Raw genomic sequence first — 16997 nt, 5'->3', positions numbered from 1 at the left:
CTCCTGAAGAGTTGACGATTCGGCGCACAGCATACCGGTCTATTCAGGGCTTGCGAAACAACTCGCGACTGGCCAGGGGCTTGCCAGCCAAATGCACGGCCAGTGCCTGACGCATCAGGCGCTTGGCAGCAGACAAGGCGCCAGGAACGGTCCAGTCAGCCTCGGCCATCCCGTGCAGTTCTGCGCCATGAAACAGTCCGGGCTGCACCAGATAAATCCGCTCAAGCCCAGCATCTACCTGCAAGCGGTACATGCCATCGACGGCCACCGGCTCGCCGTGAATGTCATGAGTCAGCGAAAAGCCATAGCCCAAATCGTCCAGCAAGCGCCACTCGAACGCCCGCAGTAGAGGCTCCAGAGGGCGCCCTTCTGCCAACGCTAAAAGCGTTGCCGCATAGTGATCGAAGACCGCCGGGTGAGGGTCTTCGGCGGGCAGCAACCGAACCAGCAATTCGTTGAGATAGAGACCGCTGAACAAGGCTTCGCCATTGAGCCAGGTTGAAATACCGGCGCTCTCCATGCGCCCGACATTTTTCAACTCGCCCCGCCCTCGAAACTCGATTTCCAGCGGGACAAAGGGCCTGGCCAACGTGCCCGCCTTGCCCCGCGCACTGCGCAACACCGCCCGCAGACGCCCCTGTGGCGTGATGAAATCCACCAGAGCACTGGTTTCGCGATAGGGGCGACTGTGCAGAACGTAAGCGAGTTGGGCTGTGGGGGCTTTGCTGGACATGGAGTGTTCGTATGCGCCTAAAATCACAGTGGGAGCGAGCCTGCTCGCGAGGACCTCAAAAGCGCAACGATTATCCAGTAATCATGCGTTATTGATAATGACCTTCGCGAGCACGCTCGCTCCCACAGGGATAGTGCTGTATTTACAGGTCGCCGTAGCCCAGGGAACGCAGGGCACGCTCGTCGTCGGACCAGCCGCCTTTCACTTTAACCCACAGGTTAAGCATGACCTTGGAGTCGAACAACAGCTCCATGTCCTTGCGCGCTTCGGTGCCGATGCGCTTGATACGCTCACCCTTGTCGCCAATGATGATCTTCTTCTGACCGTCACGTTCAACCAGAATCAAGGCATGGATATGCAGGGTTTTGCCCTGCTGCTTGAACTCTTCGATTTCGACGGTGATCTGGTACGGCAGCTCGGCGCCCATCTGGCGCATGATTTTTTCGCGCACCAGTTCGGCAGCCAGGAAGCGGCTGCTGCGATCAGTGATCTGATCTTCGGGGAAGAAGTGATCGTTTTCCGGCAAGTGATCAGCGATCACGCGCTCCAGAGCCTCGAGGTTGTGACCGTGCTGAGCGGAGATCGGAATGATCTGGGCGTTCGGCAGTTGCTCCTGAAGCCAGCTCAGGTGCGGCATCAACTCGGCCTTGTCTTCGATACGGTCGGTCTTGTTCAGCGCGACGATCAGTGGGCCGGTCACATACTGCACACGCTCCAGGACCATTTGATCTTCGTCGGTCCACTTGGTGCGGTCGACAACGAAAATCACAACGTCGACGTCTTTCAACGCCGCCGAAGCGGTTTTGTTCATGTAGCGGTTAAGGGCCTTTTCGCCGCCCTTGTGCATGCCCGGGGTATCAACGTAGACCGCTTGCACGTTGCCTTCGGTCTTGATGCCCAGCATGTTGTGGCGGGTGGTCTGCGGCTTGCGCGAGGTGATCGCCAGCTTTTGACCCAGAATGTGGTTCAGCAGTGTGGATTTACCCACGTTTGGTCGACCAACAATGGCAACGTAGCCACAGCGAGTTGCAGTTGTATCAGTCATGGCCATTCTCCACGCCAAGGGCTATCAGTGCTGCGGCGGCCGCTACCTGTTCGGCAATACGGCGACTCACACCCTGACCTCGGCTTTTTTCATTCAATAGGGCAATTTCGCACTCAACGAAGAACGTGCGGCAATGCGGTTCGCCTTGGATATCTACCACTTCGTAGCGTGGCAGATCGCAGGCACGCGACTGCAAGAACTCTTGCAGGCGGGTTTTTGGATCTTTATTGGTGTCAACGAGGGTCAACGTCTCGAATTCGCTGGCAAGCCATGCCAATACGCGGTCGCGGGCGGCATCCATGCCCGCATCCAGGTAGATGGCGCCAATCAGCGCTTCAAGGGCATCAGCCAGGATCGATTCGCGGCGAAAACCACCGCTTTTGAGCTCCCCCGAACCCAGGCGCAGGTACTCGCCCAGCTCAAAACCACGGGCCAGTACGGCCAGGGTTTCACCTTTTACCAAGCGTGCGCGCAGGCGCGACAACTGGCCTTCACGGGCCAACGGGAAGCGATCGAATAAGGCTTCACCGGCAACAAAATTGAGAATGGCATCACCCAGGAACTCAAGGCGCTCGTTATTGCGCCCCGCGAAACTGCGGTGTGTCAGGGCCAGAACCATCAGTTCCTGGTCTTTGAAGGTGTAGCCGAGCTGACGCTCTAAACGTTCTAAAGAAAAACTCACGATTTACCCACGCTGAGTTCGTGGCCGAATGTCACCACCGGACCGATATTAGGGATCAGTGATGTTCGTTTATCGCATAGCAAATGGACAGGGAACAGGCTGTTCGCCGCCGTCACACTTAACGCTTTGTTCAAATCCACATCCTGAATACTCAGGCATACGACTTATTCGTACGCCTGAAAAGCATTCGGCGCTGTTATTAACAGCGCCGTTTTTGACTACTTGATCAGACCAACCCGCGAGAAGTTCGGCAGGTTGCTCGCCTTGGGTTCCGGCCAGCTCATCCAAACAGCGAAGGCCTTGCCGACAATGTTCTTGTCGGGAACCATGCCCAGCTCGTCCTTGGGAATGTTCGGATCATCCCAGTAACGGCTGTCGTTCGAATTGTCGCGATTGTCGCCCATCATGAAGTAATGCCCGGCCGGAACCGTCCACTCCTTGTCAGGCGGCGCACGATAGCGGCTCATTTCCTTGCGGATCATGTGCTCGACTTCGCCCAGCTTCTCTTTGTACAACTCGGCACTGCCCAGGGTTCCAGCCTCGACGCCCACCAATTGCTCGGCAACCGGCTTGTCGTTGACATAGAGATGCTTGTCGCTGGTGTAGCGAATCTTGTCGCCCGGCAGGCCAACTACACGCTTGATGTAGTTGACTGTCGGATCGCTTGGATAGCGAAACACCATCACATCGCCCCGCTTCGGATCACCCACTTCGATGATTTTCGTGTCGAGTACCGGCAAGCGGATCCCGTACGAAAATTTATTCACCAAAATGAAGTCGCCCACATCCAGGGTCGGCTTCATCGAGCCGGACGGGATCTGGAACGGCTCAACCAGAAACGAACGCAGCACCAGCACGATGAACAACACCGGGAAGAACGACTTGCCGTATTCAACCAGCAACGGTTCCTTGTTGAGCTTTTCGACGACCTGCATATCAACCGGCGTAACGCTGGCTTGATAGTTGGCAATGGCCTTGCGCCGGCGAGGAGCCAGGAAGACCAAATCGAGCAGCGCCAGCAAACCGCACACGGCAACAGCAATGACCAGCAACAGCGGGAAATTTAGTGACATAGGACCTAGCTATCCAACCTGAGCACTGCAAGGAAGGCTTCTTGTGGAATTTCCACGTTACCCACTTGCTTCATGCGTTTTTTACCGGCTTTCTGCTTTTCCAACAGCTTGCGCTTACGGCTAACGTCACCACCGTAGCATTTGGCCAGTACGTTTTTTCGGAGCGCTTTAACAGACGAGCGCGCAATGATTTGGCCGCCAATAGCAGCCTGAATTGCTACATCGAACATCTGACGCGGAATCAGCTCTTTCATCTTCTCGGTCAACGCACGCCCTTTGTAGTGAGCGTTATCGCGGTGAACAATCAGTGCCAGGGCATCAACTTTTTCGCCGTTGATCAGTACATCAAGCTTGACCAGATTAGCTGACTGATAACGGTTGAAATGGTAATCAAGCGAAGCATAGCCGCGACTGGTGGACTTGAGACGGTCGAAGAAGTCCAGAACCACTTCGTTCATCGGCAAATCGTAGGTCACTTGCACCTGAGTACCCAGGAACAACATGTCGTGCTGAACGCCGCGCTTTTCAATGCACAGGGTAATGACGTTACCCAGGTGCTCTTGGGGCACAAGGATATTGGCGCGCACGATAGGCTCGCGGATGTCTTCAATCGAAGACACGTCAGGCAGCTTGGACGGATTATCGACGTAAATCGTTTCACCCGTCTTGAGCAGCAGCTCAAAAATTACGGTTGGAGCCGTGGTGATCAGGTCCAGGTCGTACTCGCGCTCAAGGCGCTCCTGAATGATCTCCATGTGCAGCATGCCCAGAAAGCCACAACGGAAGCCGAAGCCCAGTGCGTCGGAGCTTTCAGGGGTGTATTGCAGCGACGAGTCGTTCAGCGTGAGCTTTTGCAGGGCTTCGCGGAAGTCTTCGAAGTCGTCAGAGCTGACCGGGAACAAGCCCGCATAAACCTGAGGCTGAATACGCTTGAAACCTGGCAGCACGTCAACGTCAGGCGTCGTGCTCAAAGTCAGGGTATCGCCCACTGGCGCACCGTGAATGTCCTTGATGCCGGCAATGATGAAACCTACTTCACCCGCCTTCAGGTCGGTGGTAGCGGTGTGCTTGGGGTTGAACACACCCACGCTGTCTACCAGGTGCATCTTGCCGGTGGACTTGACCAGAATCTTGTCGCCCTTTTTCACGCGGCCGTGGCGCACGCGAACCAGGGACACAACGCCCAGATAGTTGTCGAACCAGGAATCGATAATCAACGCTTGCAGCGGATCTTCGTAATTACCGGTTGGCGCAGGAATGGTGTGCACCAGACGCTCAAGCACTTCGTCGACACCCAGGCCGGTTTTGGCGCTGCAGGTCACGGCATCAGTGGCATCAATACCAATGATTTTTTCGATTTCTTCCTTCACGCGATCAGGATCGGCCTGCGGCAAGTCGATCTTGTTCAACACCGGCATGACTTCAAGGCCCTGCTCGATGGCGGTGTAGCAGTTGGCTACGGACTGGGCTTCTACGCCCTGCCCCGCATCGACCACAAGCAAAGCACCTTCACAGGCTGCCAGGGAGCGGCTAACTTCGTAGGTGAAGTCGACGTGCCCCGGGGTATCAATGAAGTTCAATTGATAGGTAATGCCGTCTTTGGCCGTGTAATACAAGGTAACGCTGTGGGCCTTGATAGTGATCCCGCGCTCACGCTCGAGGTCCATGGAATCCAGTACTTGGGCTTCCATTTCGCGGGCACTCAGGCCACCGCACATCTGGATGAAGCGATCGGCCAGCGTCGACTTGCCATGGTCAATGTGGGCGATGATGGAGAAATTGCGGATATGACTCAAATCACTCACGGGTCAACACTCAAAAAAGTCGCAGGCAGACTGCCCGCCGAAAAATAGCCGGGAATTGTACCTGATCCTCTCGCCAAGCGTCACGTTCACAGGCCAATGGACACCTACAAAAAAGCCCCTATCGCGAGATAGAGGCTCTTGATTAACTCAATGCCCGCTCATCAACCCGCCCGGCGCAACAACCAGAAACCGGCCAGAGCACAGATGGAGGCCGGTACCAGCACCGCAAACAGCGGCGAGAAACCGAACACCAGGCTCAAAGGCCCCAGCAGGTCTTGGGCGATCTTGAACACGAAACCTACCAGCACCCCGGTAAACACCCGTTGACCCAGGGTAACAGAGCGCAACGGACCGAAGATGAAGGATATGGCCATTAACACCAGCGCAGCCGTTACCAGCGGCTGCAACACTTTGACCCAAAAAGCCAGCCAGTAACGACCATTATTCAGGCCCTGATCCTTGAGGTAATGGATGTAGCTCCACAAACCTGCAATCGACAGCGACTCAGGAGCCATGACCACGGTATTGAGCAGTTGCGGGCTCAATGACACATCCCAACGCTCTTCAGGCGTTTTAACGACCTCAGTGCTGTTGCCGTGAAAAAGAGTAGTGCTCACGTCACTCAACTGCCATTGACCCTGATCGTACTGGGCCTTGATGGCAAAGCTCGCAGACTGCATCTGGTGGTCTTTGTCAAAACGATACCGGGTCACGCCGTAAAGCAGCCCATTGGGCTGAACAGCGTTGATATGGATGAATTCGTCACCCTGGCGATGCCACAGACCATGCTTGGAGCTTTGCGAATCACCGCCACCTTGCGCCAGTGCACGATTGGCCTGAGCGATGTTCTCGGTGGCCGGGACCACATACTCGCCGATCAGCACGCCCGCCAGCATCAGCACCAGCATCGGCTTCATGACGGCCCAGACAATGCGCCCAAGGGACACGCCCGCAGCACGCATGATGGTGAGTTCGCTGTTGCTGGCAAGGCCGCCCAAACCAATCAGGCAGCCAATCAACGCTGCCATCGGCAACATTTCATATAAGCGACGCGGTGCGGTCAGCATGACAAAACTGAACACATCCAGAATGGTGTAGCTGCTGCTGATACTGCGCATCTCATCGATCAACGCAAACAGCAGCGCCAGACCCAGGATGATGCCCAGCACGGCCAAAATCGCCAATAACACACTGCTACCAATGTAGCGGTCGAGCTTAACCACGGGCCATCTCCTCGGCACTACGGCGACTTGCCAGCTTCAAGCGCAGCGGCTCCCAATACATCAGTCCCAGGCCAATGACCAAGAACAGGCCATGCACCCACCACAAGCCCAGCGCCAGCGGGATCTTGCCACCTTCAAGCAGGCCTCGACCCCAAGTCAGCATGCTCAGGTAGCCCATATAAAGAAGAATGGCCGGCAACAGCTTGAGGAAGCGCCCCTGGCGCGGGTTGACCCGCGACAACGGCACCGCGATCAGAGTCACGATAAATACCAGCAGCGGGAAGGCAATACGCCATTGCAACTCGGCGACCGCACGCGGGGCCGGATTGCCTATCAGGTCAGGAGTAGGGATCGCGTCTCGATCGGTCACGTCATTGCTGACTTCCGGTTTTGGCAGCAATACACCGTAAGTGTCGTACTTGATCGCACGGTAATCGGCCTGCCCCGGGTTGCCGTCGTAGCGATAGCCGTTGTCCAGAATCAACCAGCGGCTGCCATCGGGGCGAATCTCCTGACGACCCTTTTGCGCCAGCAGTACAGAAATACTACGGTCCTTGGCATCCTCGCCGAGCTTTTTCTGAGTAATGAAGACGTTGGACAAAAGGCTGCGGTCATTGCTCAGTTCTTCGGTGTAAGTCACCCGCGGACCATCACTCAACGACTGAAAGCGACCGGCTTCCAGGGTATCGAACTCGGTCAGGGCGTCCTGCTTGTTGAGCAACAGCTGAAATTCATTGGCGCCCTGGGGAGCCAGGCTCAGGCTGAGCCAGGCCACGATCAGTGCGACCAGCGTAGCGGGCGCCATGGTTATGGCCAGCAAGCGCTGACGACTCATGCCGGTGGCCGACAGCACGGTCATTTCGCTTTCAAGATACAAGCGGCCATAAGACAGAAGAATGCCCAGAAACAGCCCCAGCGGCAGGATCAACTGCATGAAGCCTGGCAGTCGGAACCCCATGATCAGGAACAATGACCCCGGATCCAGGGCACCTGAGGCGGCCTGAGCGAGATATTTGATGAAACGACCGCTCATGATGATGACCAGCAGCACAGCGCTGACAGCGCTCAATGTAAGCAGGACTTCGCGGGATAGATAACGGAAGACGATCAAACCAGACACTCCAGGGTCGTCAGGCTAAGGCGGCCAAACAAGCAGCATAACGAGTCGGCCCATACCCCATCATAGATGAGACGGGCCGTCTAAAAAGATGGCGCATTATCCTGTGAATGACCGCCCCTGTCACTGCGCAGTCTTGAAAGTACTCAGTTGGCCGAATCCCGGGGTTGTCAGGCTCCTGCGGCGGGGTTCAAACTGCCCGCTTTGACGCCAGCCTTAATCACAGGTGAAGCGCTTCATCTATCAAGCAAGCAAACAACATCGTTTGTGTGCATGTTGACCATTTGATTCAGGGACCCCGACATGGAACTGGTTGTAAAAAGCGTTAGTCCAGAAACGTTGAAAACCGCCACTCTGGTGGTCGCCATCGGCGAAGGCCGCAAGCTGGGCCCTACCGCCAAAGTCATTGACGAACTCACCGGCGGCGCTATCAGCGCAGTCCTCAAACGTGGGGATCTGGCTGGCAAAACCGGTCAAAGCCTGCTGCTGCAAAGCCTGCCCAACCTCAAGGCCGAACGCGTGTTGCTGCTGGGCACCGGTAAGGATGAAGAGCTGGGCGACCGCCCGTTCCGTAAAGTCATCAGCGGCGCACTTGGCGTATTAAAAGGCCTGGGTGGCAGCGATGCGGTGTTCGCACTCGACGAACTGGTGGTCAAGGGTCGCGACAGCTACAGCAAGAACCGCCTGCTGGCAGAAACCCTGATCGACGGTGGCTACACCTTCGACCGCTTCAAAAGCCAGAAAGCCGAACCTCGTGCCCTGAAAAAAATCACCCTGCTGACCATCAAGGCTGCACAGGCTGAAGTTCAGCGCGCCGTGACCCACGCCCAGGCGATTGCTTCGGGCATGTCGTTCACCCGCGACCTGGGCAACCTGCCACCTAATATCTGCCACCCGGTTTTCCTGGCCGAACAGGCCAAGGATCTGGGCAAGGAATTCAAAGGCCTGAAAGTCGAGATTCTTGACGAAAAGAAAATCAAGGACCTGGGCATGGGCGCGTTCTACGCCGTAGGCCAGGGCAGTGACCAGCCTCCTCGCCTGATCGTAATGAACTATGCCGGCGGCAAGAAATCCGAAAAACCGTTCGTACTGGTCGGCAAAGGCATTACGTTCGACACCGGCGGCATCAGCCTCAAGCCGGGCGCCGGCATGGATGAAATGAAATACGACATGGGCGGTGCTGCCAGCGTATTCGGCACCCTGCGCGCCGTACTGGAGCTAAAACTGCCGATCAACCTGGTATGTATCCTGGCGTGTGCCGAAAACATGCCAAGCGGCGGCGCTGCACGCCCCGGCGATATCGTGACCACCATGAGCGGCCAAACTGTCGAAATCCTCAACACCGACGCCGAAGGCCGTCTGGTGCTGTGCGACGCACTGACCTACGCCGAGCGCTTCAAACCCCAGGCCGTAATCGACATCGCCACCCTGACCGGCGCCTGCATGGTTGCACTGGGCGCTCACACTTCCGGCCTGATGGGCAACAACGACGAACTGATCGACCAACTGCTGGAAGCGGGCAAACTGGCCGACGACCGCGCATGGCAGCTGCCATTGTTCGACGAATACCAGGAGCAACTGGACAGCCCGTTCGCTGACATGGCCAACATTGGCGGCCCCAAAGGCGGCGCCATTACCGCAGGCTGCTTCCTTTCGCGCTTCGCCAAAGCCTATAACTGGGCTCACCTGGACATCGCCGGCACGGCATGGGTCAGCGGCGGCAAGGACAAGGGCGCCAGTGGCCGTCCTGTACCCCTGCTGACCCAGTACCTGCTCGATCGCGCCAACGCTTGAAGCTGACAATCGAAGGCTGCGCCGCTTGACGGCGGCGCAGTCCCGATTCAGGAATCGCAATGACCCCAGAACCACACACAGAGTTGACCAAGGTTGACTTTTATATCCTGCCCAGCGCCGAACCTTCAGCGCGGCTGGATTTTGCCTGCAAACTCACCGAAAAGGCCTGGCGCCTTGGCCACAGGGTGTATGTGCACTGCACTGACAACGCTCAACGCCAAGATCTGGATGAACGCCTGTGGCGCTTCAAGGGCGAAAGCTTCGTGCCCCACAGCAACACCGAAGACGAACCCGACGGCGTAGTCGTCATGGGCTGCGCAGACGCGCCCCCAAGCCATCAGGACTTGTTGATCAACCTGGACCTCAAAGTCCCCGAATTCTTCAAACGCTTCGCCCGCGTGGCCGAAGTAGTGGTCGAAGACCCCGCCGTCCGACTGGCCGCACGGGAGAGTTTCCGCTTCTACCGTGAACAGGGCTATCCTCTGCAAGACCACAAGTTACAACGACTCTGAGCACACGATGGACACCTCTAATTCGCCGCAAAAAGCTGCACACCTGCTCGATGATCTTGAGTCCATTCGCAAGTTGCTCGGCGATGAGGGCCTGCAACCGCCCCTCTTGACGGAGATGGTCGACCAGGACGATGCACAGATTCCGCTGCTGTCTGACGTGATTAGCGAGGAAGTCGAGCCCGTACCGACGCAAATACCGCTGGTCGGTATTACCCCGGCGCCCGTCGTTGAAAAAGCGCCGGATGCACTGCTGGTGCACCTGGACAAGGAACTGCGCACGGCAGCCCAGGCCATCATGCAAGACGTGATCAACGACTTCGCCCCGCACATCGAAACCGAGATCAAACGCCGCCTCGATGCGCACATGGAGCGCTTGCTCGCCCAGCATCAGAGCTAAAGCGCTCTGCGTAGCAGCCGCCGAAGGTTGCGTCCGATTGCGCAGCGATCGTAAAGCCTGAGATTGCGGTCTACCTGAAAGACCGCCCCTTCTGATATGACGACGGCTGCGCCGCCGGACGCAGCCTCGTGCCTCGGCAGCTGCTACGAAATACGCACCGGCCACACCACAACTCGCCCTACGTCTCCCACCCCGCTATACTTGCCGGCTTTCCTGAATTAATGCCAATAGGGTCCCGCCGCGCATGGATAAGACCTACCAGCCGCACGCCATTGAAACTTCCTGGTACAAAACCTGGGAAGAAGAGAATTATTTTGCCCCGCAAGGCGCGGGCGACCCGTACACCATCATGATCCCGCCGCCGAACGTCACCGGCAGCCTTCACATGGGTCACGGTTTCAACAACGCGATCATGGACGCCCTGATCCGTTTCCGCCGCATGCAGGGTCGCAACACCCTGTGGCAGCCGGGCACCGACCACGCGGGTATCGCCACCCAGATGCTGGTTGAGCGTCAGATCGAAGCACAAGGTCTGAACCGCCACGACCTGGGTCGCGAAAAATTCCTCGATAAAATCTGGGAATGGAAAGATCAGTCCGGCGGTAATATCAGCCGTCAGATCCGTCGCCTTGGCTCGTCCGTAGACTGGAGCCGCGAACGTTTCACCATGGATGACGGCCTGTCCGAAGCCGTGAAAGAAGCCTTTGTACGCCTGCACGAAGACGGCCTGATCTATCGCGGCAAGCGTTTGGTCAACTGGGACACCAAGCTGCACACCGCCATCTCCGACCTTGAGGTTGAAAACCACGACGAGAAAGGCTTCCTGTGGAACCTTCGCTACCCGCTGGCTGACGGCGCCAAGACGGCTGAAGGTCTGGATTACCTGGTGGTTGCCACCACCCGTCCGGAAACCATGCTCGGCGATGCTGCCGTTGCGGTAAACCCGGAAGACGAACGCTACAAGGCCCTGATCGGCAAATTCGTAGAGCTGCCACTGGTTGGCCGCCGCATCCCGATCATAGCTGACGACTACTGCGATCCTGAATTCGGCACCGGCTGCGTGAAAATCACCCCGGCCCACGATTTCAATGACTACGAAGTCGGCAAGCGCCACAACCTGCCGCTGCTGAACATCTTCGACAAAAACGCCAAAGTGCTGGCTGCTGCTCAGGTGTTCAACCTCGACGGCAAGCTCAACGAAACCATCGACGGTACCCTGCCAGCCAAATACGCTGGCCTGGATCGCTTTGAAGCGCGCAAACAAATCGTTGCTGATTTCGACGAAGCCGGCCTGCTGGTCAGCGTCGACGATCACGCACTGAAAGTACCGAAGGGTGACCGCTCCGGCACCATCATCGAGCCGTGGTTGACTGACCAGTGGTACGTATCGACCAAGCCGCTGGCAGAACCTGCCATTGCCGCCGTTGAAGACGGCCGCATCGCGTTCGTACCTAAACAGTACGAAAACATGTACTTCTCGTGGATGCGCGACATCCAGGACTGGTGCATCAGCCGTCAGCTGTGGTGGGGCCATCGCATCCCGGCCTGGTACGACGAATCGGGCAAGGTCTATGTAGGGCGCGACGAAGCTGAAGTCCGCGCTAAAAACAACCTGGGTCCGGACGTTGCACTGCAACAGGACAACGACGTGCTCGACACCTGGTTCAGTTCGGGTCTGTGGACGTTCTCCACCCTGGGCTGGCCGGAAAAAACCGACGCGCTGAAAACCTTCCACTCCACTGACGTGCTGGTTACCGGCTTCGACATCATTTTCTTCTGGGTTGCCCGGATGATCATGCTCACCATGCACTTGGTGAAAAACGAAGACGGCACGCCGCAGGTTCCGTTCAAGACTGTGTATGTACACGGTTTGGTACGAGACGGTCAGGGCCAGAAGATGTCCAAGTCCAAAGGCAACGTCCTGGACCCGCTGGACATCATCGACGGCATCGAACTCGAAGACCTGGTGGCCAAACGCACCACGGGTCTGATGCAGCCAAAACTGCTGAAGAAAATCGAGAAGCAGACCCGCGACGAATTCGCAGACGGCATCGCCAGCTACGGCACCGACGCCCTGCGCTTCACCTTCTGCTCGCTGGCGTCTACCGGTCGTGACATCAAGTTCGACATGGGCCGCGTTGAAGGCTATCGCAACTTCTGCAACAAGATCTGGAACGCCGCACGTTACGTGCTGGACAAGGGCGAAGACTGCGGCCAGAACGGCGAAGCCTACGAACTGTCACTGGCCGACCGCTGGATCATCTCGCAGTTGCAACGCACTGAAGCCGAAGTGACCCGTCACCTCGACCAGTTCCGTTTCGACCTGGCCGCACAAGCGCTGTATGAGTTCATCTGGAACCAGTACTGCGACTGGTACCTGGAGCTGTCCAAGCCTGTACTGTGGGACGAAAATGCTCCGGTAGAACGTCAGCGCGGCACCCGTCGTACGCTGGTCCGTGTACTGGAAGTTGCTTTGCGTCTGGCGCACCCGTTCATGCCGTTCATCACCGAAGAAATCTGGCAGCGCATCGCGCCGTTGGCCGGTGTTGAAGGCAAGACCATCATGCTGCAACCGTGGCCAGTGGCCAACGAAGCACGCATCGACCAGGCGGCCGAAGACGATATTGAATGGCTCAAGGGCTTGATGCTCGGCACGCGTAATATCCGTGGCGAAATGAACATCGGCCCGGGCAAACCATTGCAGTTGTACCTGAAAAACGTCAGCAGCGAAGACCAGCGCCGTCTGACCGAGAACGATGCCTTGCTCAAAAAGCTGGCTAAACTCGAATCGATCACCGTGCTGCAAGACGGTGCCGAAGCCCCTCTGTCTGCTACCGCTCTGGTTGGTGAGATGGAAGTGCTGGTGCCCATGGCCGGCCTGATCGACAAAGATGCAGAGTTGGCGCGCCTGGACAAGGAAATCCAGCGCTTGCACGGCGAAGTTGCGCGAGTGGGCGGCAAATTGTCGAATGCCGCGTTCGTTGACAAGGCCCCGGCCGAAGTCATCGAAAAAGAACGTGCCAAATTGGCCGAAGCCGAACAGGCCTTGAGCAAATTGGCAGACCAGCACGCGCGGATTTCCAGCCTGTAATCACGCTGCGCACCTGATCGCGGGCAAGGCCGCTCCCGCAGGGTTTAACTCTGCAGGAGCGGCCTTGCCCGCGATTGCTTTTGTGGAATGAATTGAACATGACTACCCCACGTACTTCCAAAGCCACACGCCACAAGCCCAAGCCTGCAGGTGAAGCCAAGCCGGTCGAGCCGCGCGTCAAGCCGAGCCTGCACCCGCGTAACCGTCACCAGGGCCGCTATGACTTCCCGCAGCTGATTTCGGTCTGCCCTGAGCTGGCGGAGTTTGTGATCATCAACCCGTACGGCAAAGAAAGCATCGATTTCGCCAACCCGAGCGCCGTGCGCGTCTTCAACCGCGCCCTACTCAAGGCGTTCTACGGGATTGCCCACTGGGATATCCCGGCTGACTACCTGTGCCCGCCGGTACCGGGGCGCGCCGACTACGTGCACTTCCTGGCCGACCTTCTGGCCAGCATCAACGACGGTGAAATCCCGCGAGGCCAAAACGTTCGTGTACTGGACATCGGCATGGGCGCCAACTGCGTCTACCCGCTGATCGGCCATAGCGAATACCGCTGGCAGTTCCTGGGCACCGAAGTCGACCCGACAGCAGTAAAAGCGGCCAAGGCGATTGTGCAGTCCAACGGCCTGAACAAAGCCATCAGCCTGCGCCTGCAACCCAACCCGCAGAAGATCCTGCTGGACCTGCTGGAAAGCAGCGAGCGCTTTGACCTGACCATGTGCAACCCTCCGTTCCACGCCTCGCTGGACGAAGCCACGCGCGGCAGTGAGCGTAAATGGCGCGCATTGGGCAAGGCAGATCCCAAGCGCAAGCTACCGGTTCTGAACTTCGGTGGCCAAGCGGCCGAATTGTGGTGCGAAGGTGGCGAACAGCGCTTTGTCACTCAGCTGATTCGCGAAAGCATTCAGGTGGGTCGCCAAATACTGTGGTTCAGCGTTTTGGTGTCCAAGGCTTCGAACTTGCCAGCCATCCAGACTGCGCTGAAAAAAGCGGGTGCCCGCGAAAGCCAGGTGGTGGACATGTCGCAGGGCAACAAGCAAAGCCGCTTTGTCGCCTGGACATTCCATGACAAAGAGCAGCAACAGCTGTGGCGCGAGAAGAACTGGAAGTAAGCGTGTAAATACGCCAAACCTCGTAGCAGCTGCCGAGCTGCGCGAGGCGGCTGCTACGGGAACAGCGCCCATAAAAAAACCGCACTTCGGAGTGATCCGAAGCGCGGTTTTTTTACAACAGTCTTACTTGTTAACAGCGTCAGTCAGGCCTTTGGCCACAACGAGCTTGATAACTTTTTTGGCAGCGATTTCGATGGCAGCGCCAGTCGAAGGGTTACGGCCAGTACGGGCAGGACGCTCGGTCACTTTCAGTTTGCCAATACCTGGCAGAGTGATTTCGCCGCCATTTTCCAATTGATCAGCAACGATCTGAGCCAGTTGGTCCAGAGCGTTACGCGCGGTAGTTTTCGGCGCGTCGATGGCTTCAGCGATATCGGCGATCAGTTGGTCTTTAGTAATAGCCATTGAGATGTTCCTTCCCTATCAAATTCATTTGGTTTGCAGAGTGCAATGTCAGCCATCGAGCCAGATCTCAAGGGTCTGGCACACCCGCCAGCTTTCACGACGAATCGCGGATGTAGATAGCAAAAACGGGGTTTGGTTCGACCTGACACATGCTGAATGCACGCTTTACGCCGTTTCCGAGCGCAAGACCGGGCAAAACTAGCACAGAGACAGTTAAATATCCGCCTCTACCTAGCCATTTGGTCAGCTTTATCGCCTTAAAACCGTAAAAAAACCGTACCGGGTGGTCTCAAGCCCCCCAAACACCGACCTGAGGCTCAGGTGCGGTACACTTGGCGCCTTTGCGGGGTGCGCCCCCTGTCCTCTCATTACTCGCCGAGAAGCCCATGCCGATCCGTCATTGCATCGTTCATTTAATTGACAAAAAACCCGACGGTACGCCCGCTGTTCTTCATGCTCGCGACTCTGAACTGGCCGAGTCTCAAGCCATTGAGAACATGCTTGCGGACCTCAACGAAAGCTACAACGCCAAACAAGGCAAGGCATGGGGCCTTTTCCATGCAGAATCCGGTGCTCATCCGTTCAGCGGCTGGCTCAAGGAATACCTCGATGGCGGTAAAGACTTCACCGCGTTCAGCCGCGTTGCAGTCGAGCACCTGCAAAAGCTGATGGAGGAGTCCAACCTCTCCGTCGGCGGCCACGTCCTGTTTGCTCATTACCAGCAAGGCATGACCGACTACCTGGCGATCGCCCTGCTGCATCACAGCGACGGCGTGGCAGTGACCTCGGATCTGGACGTGACCCCTTCGCGTCACCTGGACCTTGGCCAGTTGCACCTGGCTGCACGGATCAACATTTCGGAGTGGCAAAACAACAAGCAGTCCAAGCAGTACATTTCGTTTATCAAAGGTAAAAACGGCAAGAAAGTCTCGGAATACTTCCGCGACTTTATCGGCTGCCAGGAAGGCGTCGACGGGCCGGGCGAAACCCGCACCCTGCTCAAGGCCTTCAGCGACTTCGTTGAAAGCGAAGATTTGCCCGAAGAGTCCGCCCGCGAAAAAACCAAGACGCTGGTCGATTACGCCAGCAGCCAGGCCAAAATCGGCGAACCCATGGGTCTGGCAGAGTTGTCCGAGCTGATCGACGAAGAGCGTCCGAAAGCCTTCTACGACCATATCCGCAACAAGGATTACGGCCTGTCGCCTGAAATCCCGGCAGACAAACGCACCCTGAACCAGTTCCGCCGCTTCACGGGGCGCGCTGAGGGCCTGTCTATCAGCTTTGAAGCCCACCTGCTGGGCTCCAAGGTAGAGTTCGACGAAGAAGCCGGCACGCTGGTCATCAAGGGCTTGCCGACCCAACTGCTAGATCAGCTCAAGCGCAGCAAGTAATGCTTAACGGTATTTTGAAGAAAGTTCTGTTTGTTCTGGTGGTGGTGGTTATTTTCCAGAACTGGGGCAAGATCGAACGCATGCTCAACCCCTCAGGGGCCGTCTCCGAGCAAACCCGGGCCAGCGCCCGGGTGGTGCTGTATTCCACCGAATGGTGTGGCTACTGCAAGGCGACGCGCCGGTTTCTGGATGAGAAAGGCATCCCGTTCAAGGAGTTCGATATCGAGAAAGACGCCGTCGCCCGTCAGGCTTACGAAGCGCTGGGCGGGCGCGGTATTCCGATACTGGACGTGAACGGCACGCTGATCAGGGACTTCAAGCCGGATGCGATACTGGCGGCATTGAAATAACCCCTTGCGCCTGGCTTTGCACCAGGCATTCCTTGGCGCTCTTCCTGAGCTTTTTGATCAGTCGCTCCTGGCGCAAGGCTTCGCCCCTATCAGGCCAGGACTCGACATACACCAGGGCTAAGGCCGGGCTTGAAGCAAAAAAGCGCGCGCCCTTGCCGCTTTGATGCTTGGCAAAGCGGCGCACCGGGTCATCGCTGATACCGCAATACAGAGAACCATTGGCGGCCCGCACCAGATAAACAAACCAGGGTTTCTCGCTCATCG

Annotated in this window: 16 protein-coding genes; 7 read left to right on the top strand and 9 right to left on the bottom strand. The window is 57.3% G+C overall.

The window, feature by feature from the left end; genetic code table 11:
• Positions 1 to 43: 43 nt before the first annotated feature.
• From recO to lptF, 7 genes are all read right to left on the bottom strand, one after another.
• Positions 44 to 733, bottom strand: a complete 690-nt coding sequence (recO, locus tag TU76_RS07190) for a DNA repair protein RecO (RefSeq protein ID WP_046810056.1) — start codon at positions 731 to 733, stop codon at positions 44 to 46.
• A 142-nt stretch (positions 734 to 875) separates the two neighbouring features.
• Positions 876 to 1778 (bottom strand): GTPase Era, encoded by a 903-nt coding sequence (gene era, locus TU76_RS07185; protein WP_019822047.1) that lies wholly within the window; start codon positions 1776 to 1778, stop codon positions 876 to 878.
• The gene (gene rnc / locus TU76_RS07180) at positions 1771 to 2460 is read right to left on the bottom strand and encodes a ribonuclease III (RefSeq protein ID WP_019822045.1); all 690 of its coding nucleotides are present in this window, start codon (positions 2458 to 2460) and stop codon (positions 1771 to 1773) included. The genes era and rnc overlap by 8 nt, the downstream gene beginning before the upstream one ends.
• Before the next feature lie 218 nt (positions 2461 to 2678).
• Positions 2679 to 3533: a signal peptidase I gene (lepB, locus tag TU76_RS07175; protein WP_019822043.1), complete on the bottom strand. Its 855-nt coding sequence runs from the start codon at positions 3531 to 3533 to the stop codon at positions 2679 to 2681.
• A 5-nt stretch (positions 3534 to 3538) separates the two neighbouring features.
• Positions 3539 to 5338 (bottom strand): translation elongation factor 4, encoded by a 1800-nt coding sequence (lepA, locus tag TU76_RS07170; protein ID WP_019822041.1) that lies wholly within the window; start codon positions 5336 to 5338, stop codon positions 3539 to 3541.
• Between the two features lie 161 nt (positions 5339 to 5499).
• A complete protein-coding gene (gene lptG, locus TU76_RS07165; protein ID WP_019822039.1) occupies positions 5500 to 6561 on the bottom strand; it encodes an LPS export ABC transporter permease LptG in 1062 nt (353 codons plus the stop codon).
• Complete coding sequence (gene lptF / locus TU76_RS07160; protein WP_048351356.1) at positions 6554 to 7672, bottom strand: LPS export ABC transporter permease LptF; 1119 nt, start codon at positions 7670 to 7672, stop codon at positions 6554 to 6556. Before lptF ends, lptG begins: the two co-directional genes overlap by 8 nt.
• A gap of 309 nt (positions 7673 to 7981) precedes the next feature.
• On the opposite strand from lptF, the gene TU76_RS07155 reads away from it, so the two are divergent.
• The 5 genes from TU76_RS07155 (at position 7982) to rlmF (ending at position 14587) form a co-directional block, all read left to right on the top strand.
• Positions 7982 to 9472 (top strand): leucyl aminopeptidase, encoded by a 1491-nt coding sequence (locus tag TU76_RS07155; protein ID WP_019822034.1) that lies wholly within the window; start codon positions 7982 to 7984, stop codon positions 9470 to 9472.
• Between the two features lie 83 nt (positions 9473 to 9555).
• Positions 9556 to 9984 (top strand): DNA polymerase III subunit chi, encoded by a 429-nt coding sequence (locus TU76_RS07150; RefSeq protein WP_019822033.1) that lies wholly within the window; start codon positions 9556 to 9558, stop codon positions 9982 to 9984.
• Between the two features lie 7 nt (positions 9985 to 9991).
• Complete coding sequence (locus TU76_RS07145) at positions 9992 to 10381, top strand: hypothetical protein (protein ID WP_019822031.1); 390 nt, start codon at positions 9992 to 9994, stop codon at positions 10379 to 10381.
• A gap of 244 nt (positions 10382 to 10625) precedes the next feature.
• Entirely contained in the window at positions 10626 to 13472 is a 2847-nt protein-coding gene (locus tag TU76_RS07140; protein ID WP_019822030.1) for a valine--tRNA ligase, read from the top strand.
• A gap of 98 nt (positions 13473 to 13570) precedes the next feature.
• Positions 13571 to 14587, top strand: a complete 1017-nt coding sequence (rlmF, locus tag TU76_RS07135) for a 23S rRNA (adenine(1618)-N(6))-methyltransferase RlmF (RefSeq protein WP_019822028.1) — start codon at positions 13571 to 13573, stop codon at positions 14585 to 14587.
• Positions 14588 to 14710: 123 nt separating this feature from the next.
• On the opposite strand, the gene TU76_RS07130 is transcribed toward rlmF, so the two are convergent.
• Positions 14711 to 14992: an HU family DNA-binding protein gene (locus TU76_RS07130; RefSeq protein WP_003440137.1), complete on the bottom strand. Its 282-nt coding sequence runs from the start codon at positions 14990 to 14992 to the stop codon at positions 14711 to 14713.
• Between the two features lie 386 nt (positions 14993 to 15378).
• Here TU76_RS07130 and yejK point away from each other — a divergent pair, with 386 nt between their 5' ends.
• Together yejK and TU76_RS07120 are read left to right on the top strand one after the other, a co-directional pair.
• Positions 15379 to 16383, top strand: a complete 1005-nt coding sequence (gene yejK, locus TU76_RS07125) for a nucleoid-associated protein YejK (RefSeq protein WP_019822022.1) — start codon at positions 15379 to 15381, stop codon at positions 16381 to 16383.
• Positions 16383 to 16733: a glutaredoxin family protein gene (locus TU76_RS07120; protein WP_019822021.1), complete on the top strand. Its 351-nt coding sequence runs from the start codon at positions 16383 to 16385 to the stop codon at positions 16731 to 16733. The genes yejK and TU76_RS07120 overlap by 1 nt, the downstream gene beginning before the upstream one ends.
• On the opposite strand, the gene TU76_RS07115 is transcribed toward TU76_RS07120, so the two are convergent.
• On the bottom strand, positions 16699 to 16995 hold the full coding sequence (locus TU76_RS07115) for a GIY-YIG nuclease family protein (RefSeq protein ID WP_048351355.1): 297 nt from the start codon (positions 16993 to 16995) through the stop codon (positions 16699 to 16701). The genes TU76_RS07120 and TU76_RS07115 overlap by 35 nt on opposite strands.
• Positions 16996 to 16997: the final 2 nt, after the last annotated feature.

Source organism: Pseudomonas psychrophila, assembly GCF_001043005.1.
GTDB lineage: Bacteria > Pseudomonadota > Gammaproteobacteria > Pseudomonadales > Pseudomonadaceae > Aquipseudomonas > Aquipseudomonas psychrophila.
Note: the sequence above shows the minus strand (reverse complement) of the source record. Positions and strands in the feature narration are given on the sequence as shown.

Excerpts from the sequence above, each read along its gene's own strand:
- recO (WP_046810056.1), bottom strand. The coding sequence starts at position 733 with ATGTCCAGCAAAGCCCCCACAGCCCAACTCGCTTACGTTCTGCACAGT.
- era (WP_019822047.1), bottom strand. The coding sequence starts at position 1,778 with ATGACTGATACAACTGCAACTCGCTGTGGCTACGTTGCCATTGTTGGT.
- lepB (WP_019822043.1), bottom strand. The coding sequence starts at position 3,533 with ATGTCACTAAATTTCCCGCTGTTGCTGGTCATTGCTGTTGCCGTGTGC.
- TU76_RS07155 (WP_019822034.1), top strand. The coding sequence starts at position 7,982 with ATGGAACTGGTTGTAAAAAGCGTTAGTCCAGAAACGTTGAAAACCGCC.
- TU76_RS07145 (WP_019822031.1), top strand. The coding sequence starts at position 9,992 with ATGGACACCTCTAATTCGCCGCAAAAAGCTGCACACCTGCTCGATGAT.
- TU76_RS07140 (WP_019822030.1), top strand. The coding sequence starts at position 10,626 with ATGGATAAGACCTACCAGCCGCACGCCATTGAAACTTCCTGGTACAAA.
- rlmF (WP_019822028.1), top strand. The coding sequence starts at position 13,571 with ATGACTACCCCACGTACTTCCAAAGCCACACGCCACAAGCCCAAGCCT.
- TU76_RS07130 (WP_003440137.1), bottom strand. The coding sequence starts at position 14,992 with ATGGCTATTACTAAAGACCAACTGATCGCCGATATCGCTGAAGCCATC.
- yejK (WP_019822022.1), top strand. The coding sequence starts at position 15,379 with ATGCCGATCCGTCATTGCATCGTTCATTTAATTGACAAAAAACCCGAC.
- TU76_RS07120 (WP_019822021.1), top strand. The coding sequence starts at position 16,383 with ATGCTTAACGGTATTTTGAAGAAAGTTCTGTTTGTTCTGGTGGTGGTG.
- TU76_RS07115 (WP_048351355.1), bottom strand. The coding sequence starts at position 16,995 with ATGAGCGAGAAACCCTGGTTTGTTTATCTGGTGCGGGCCGCCAATGGT.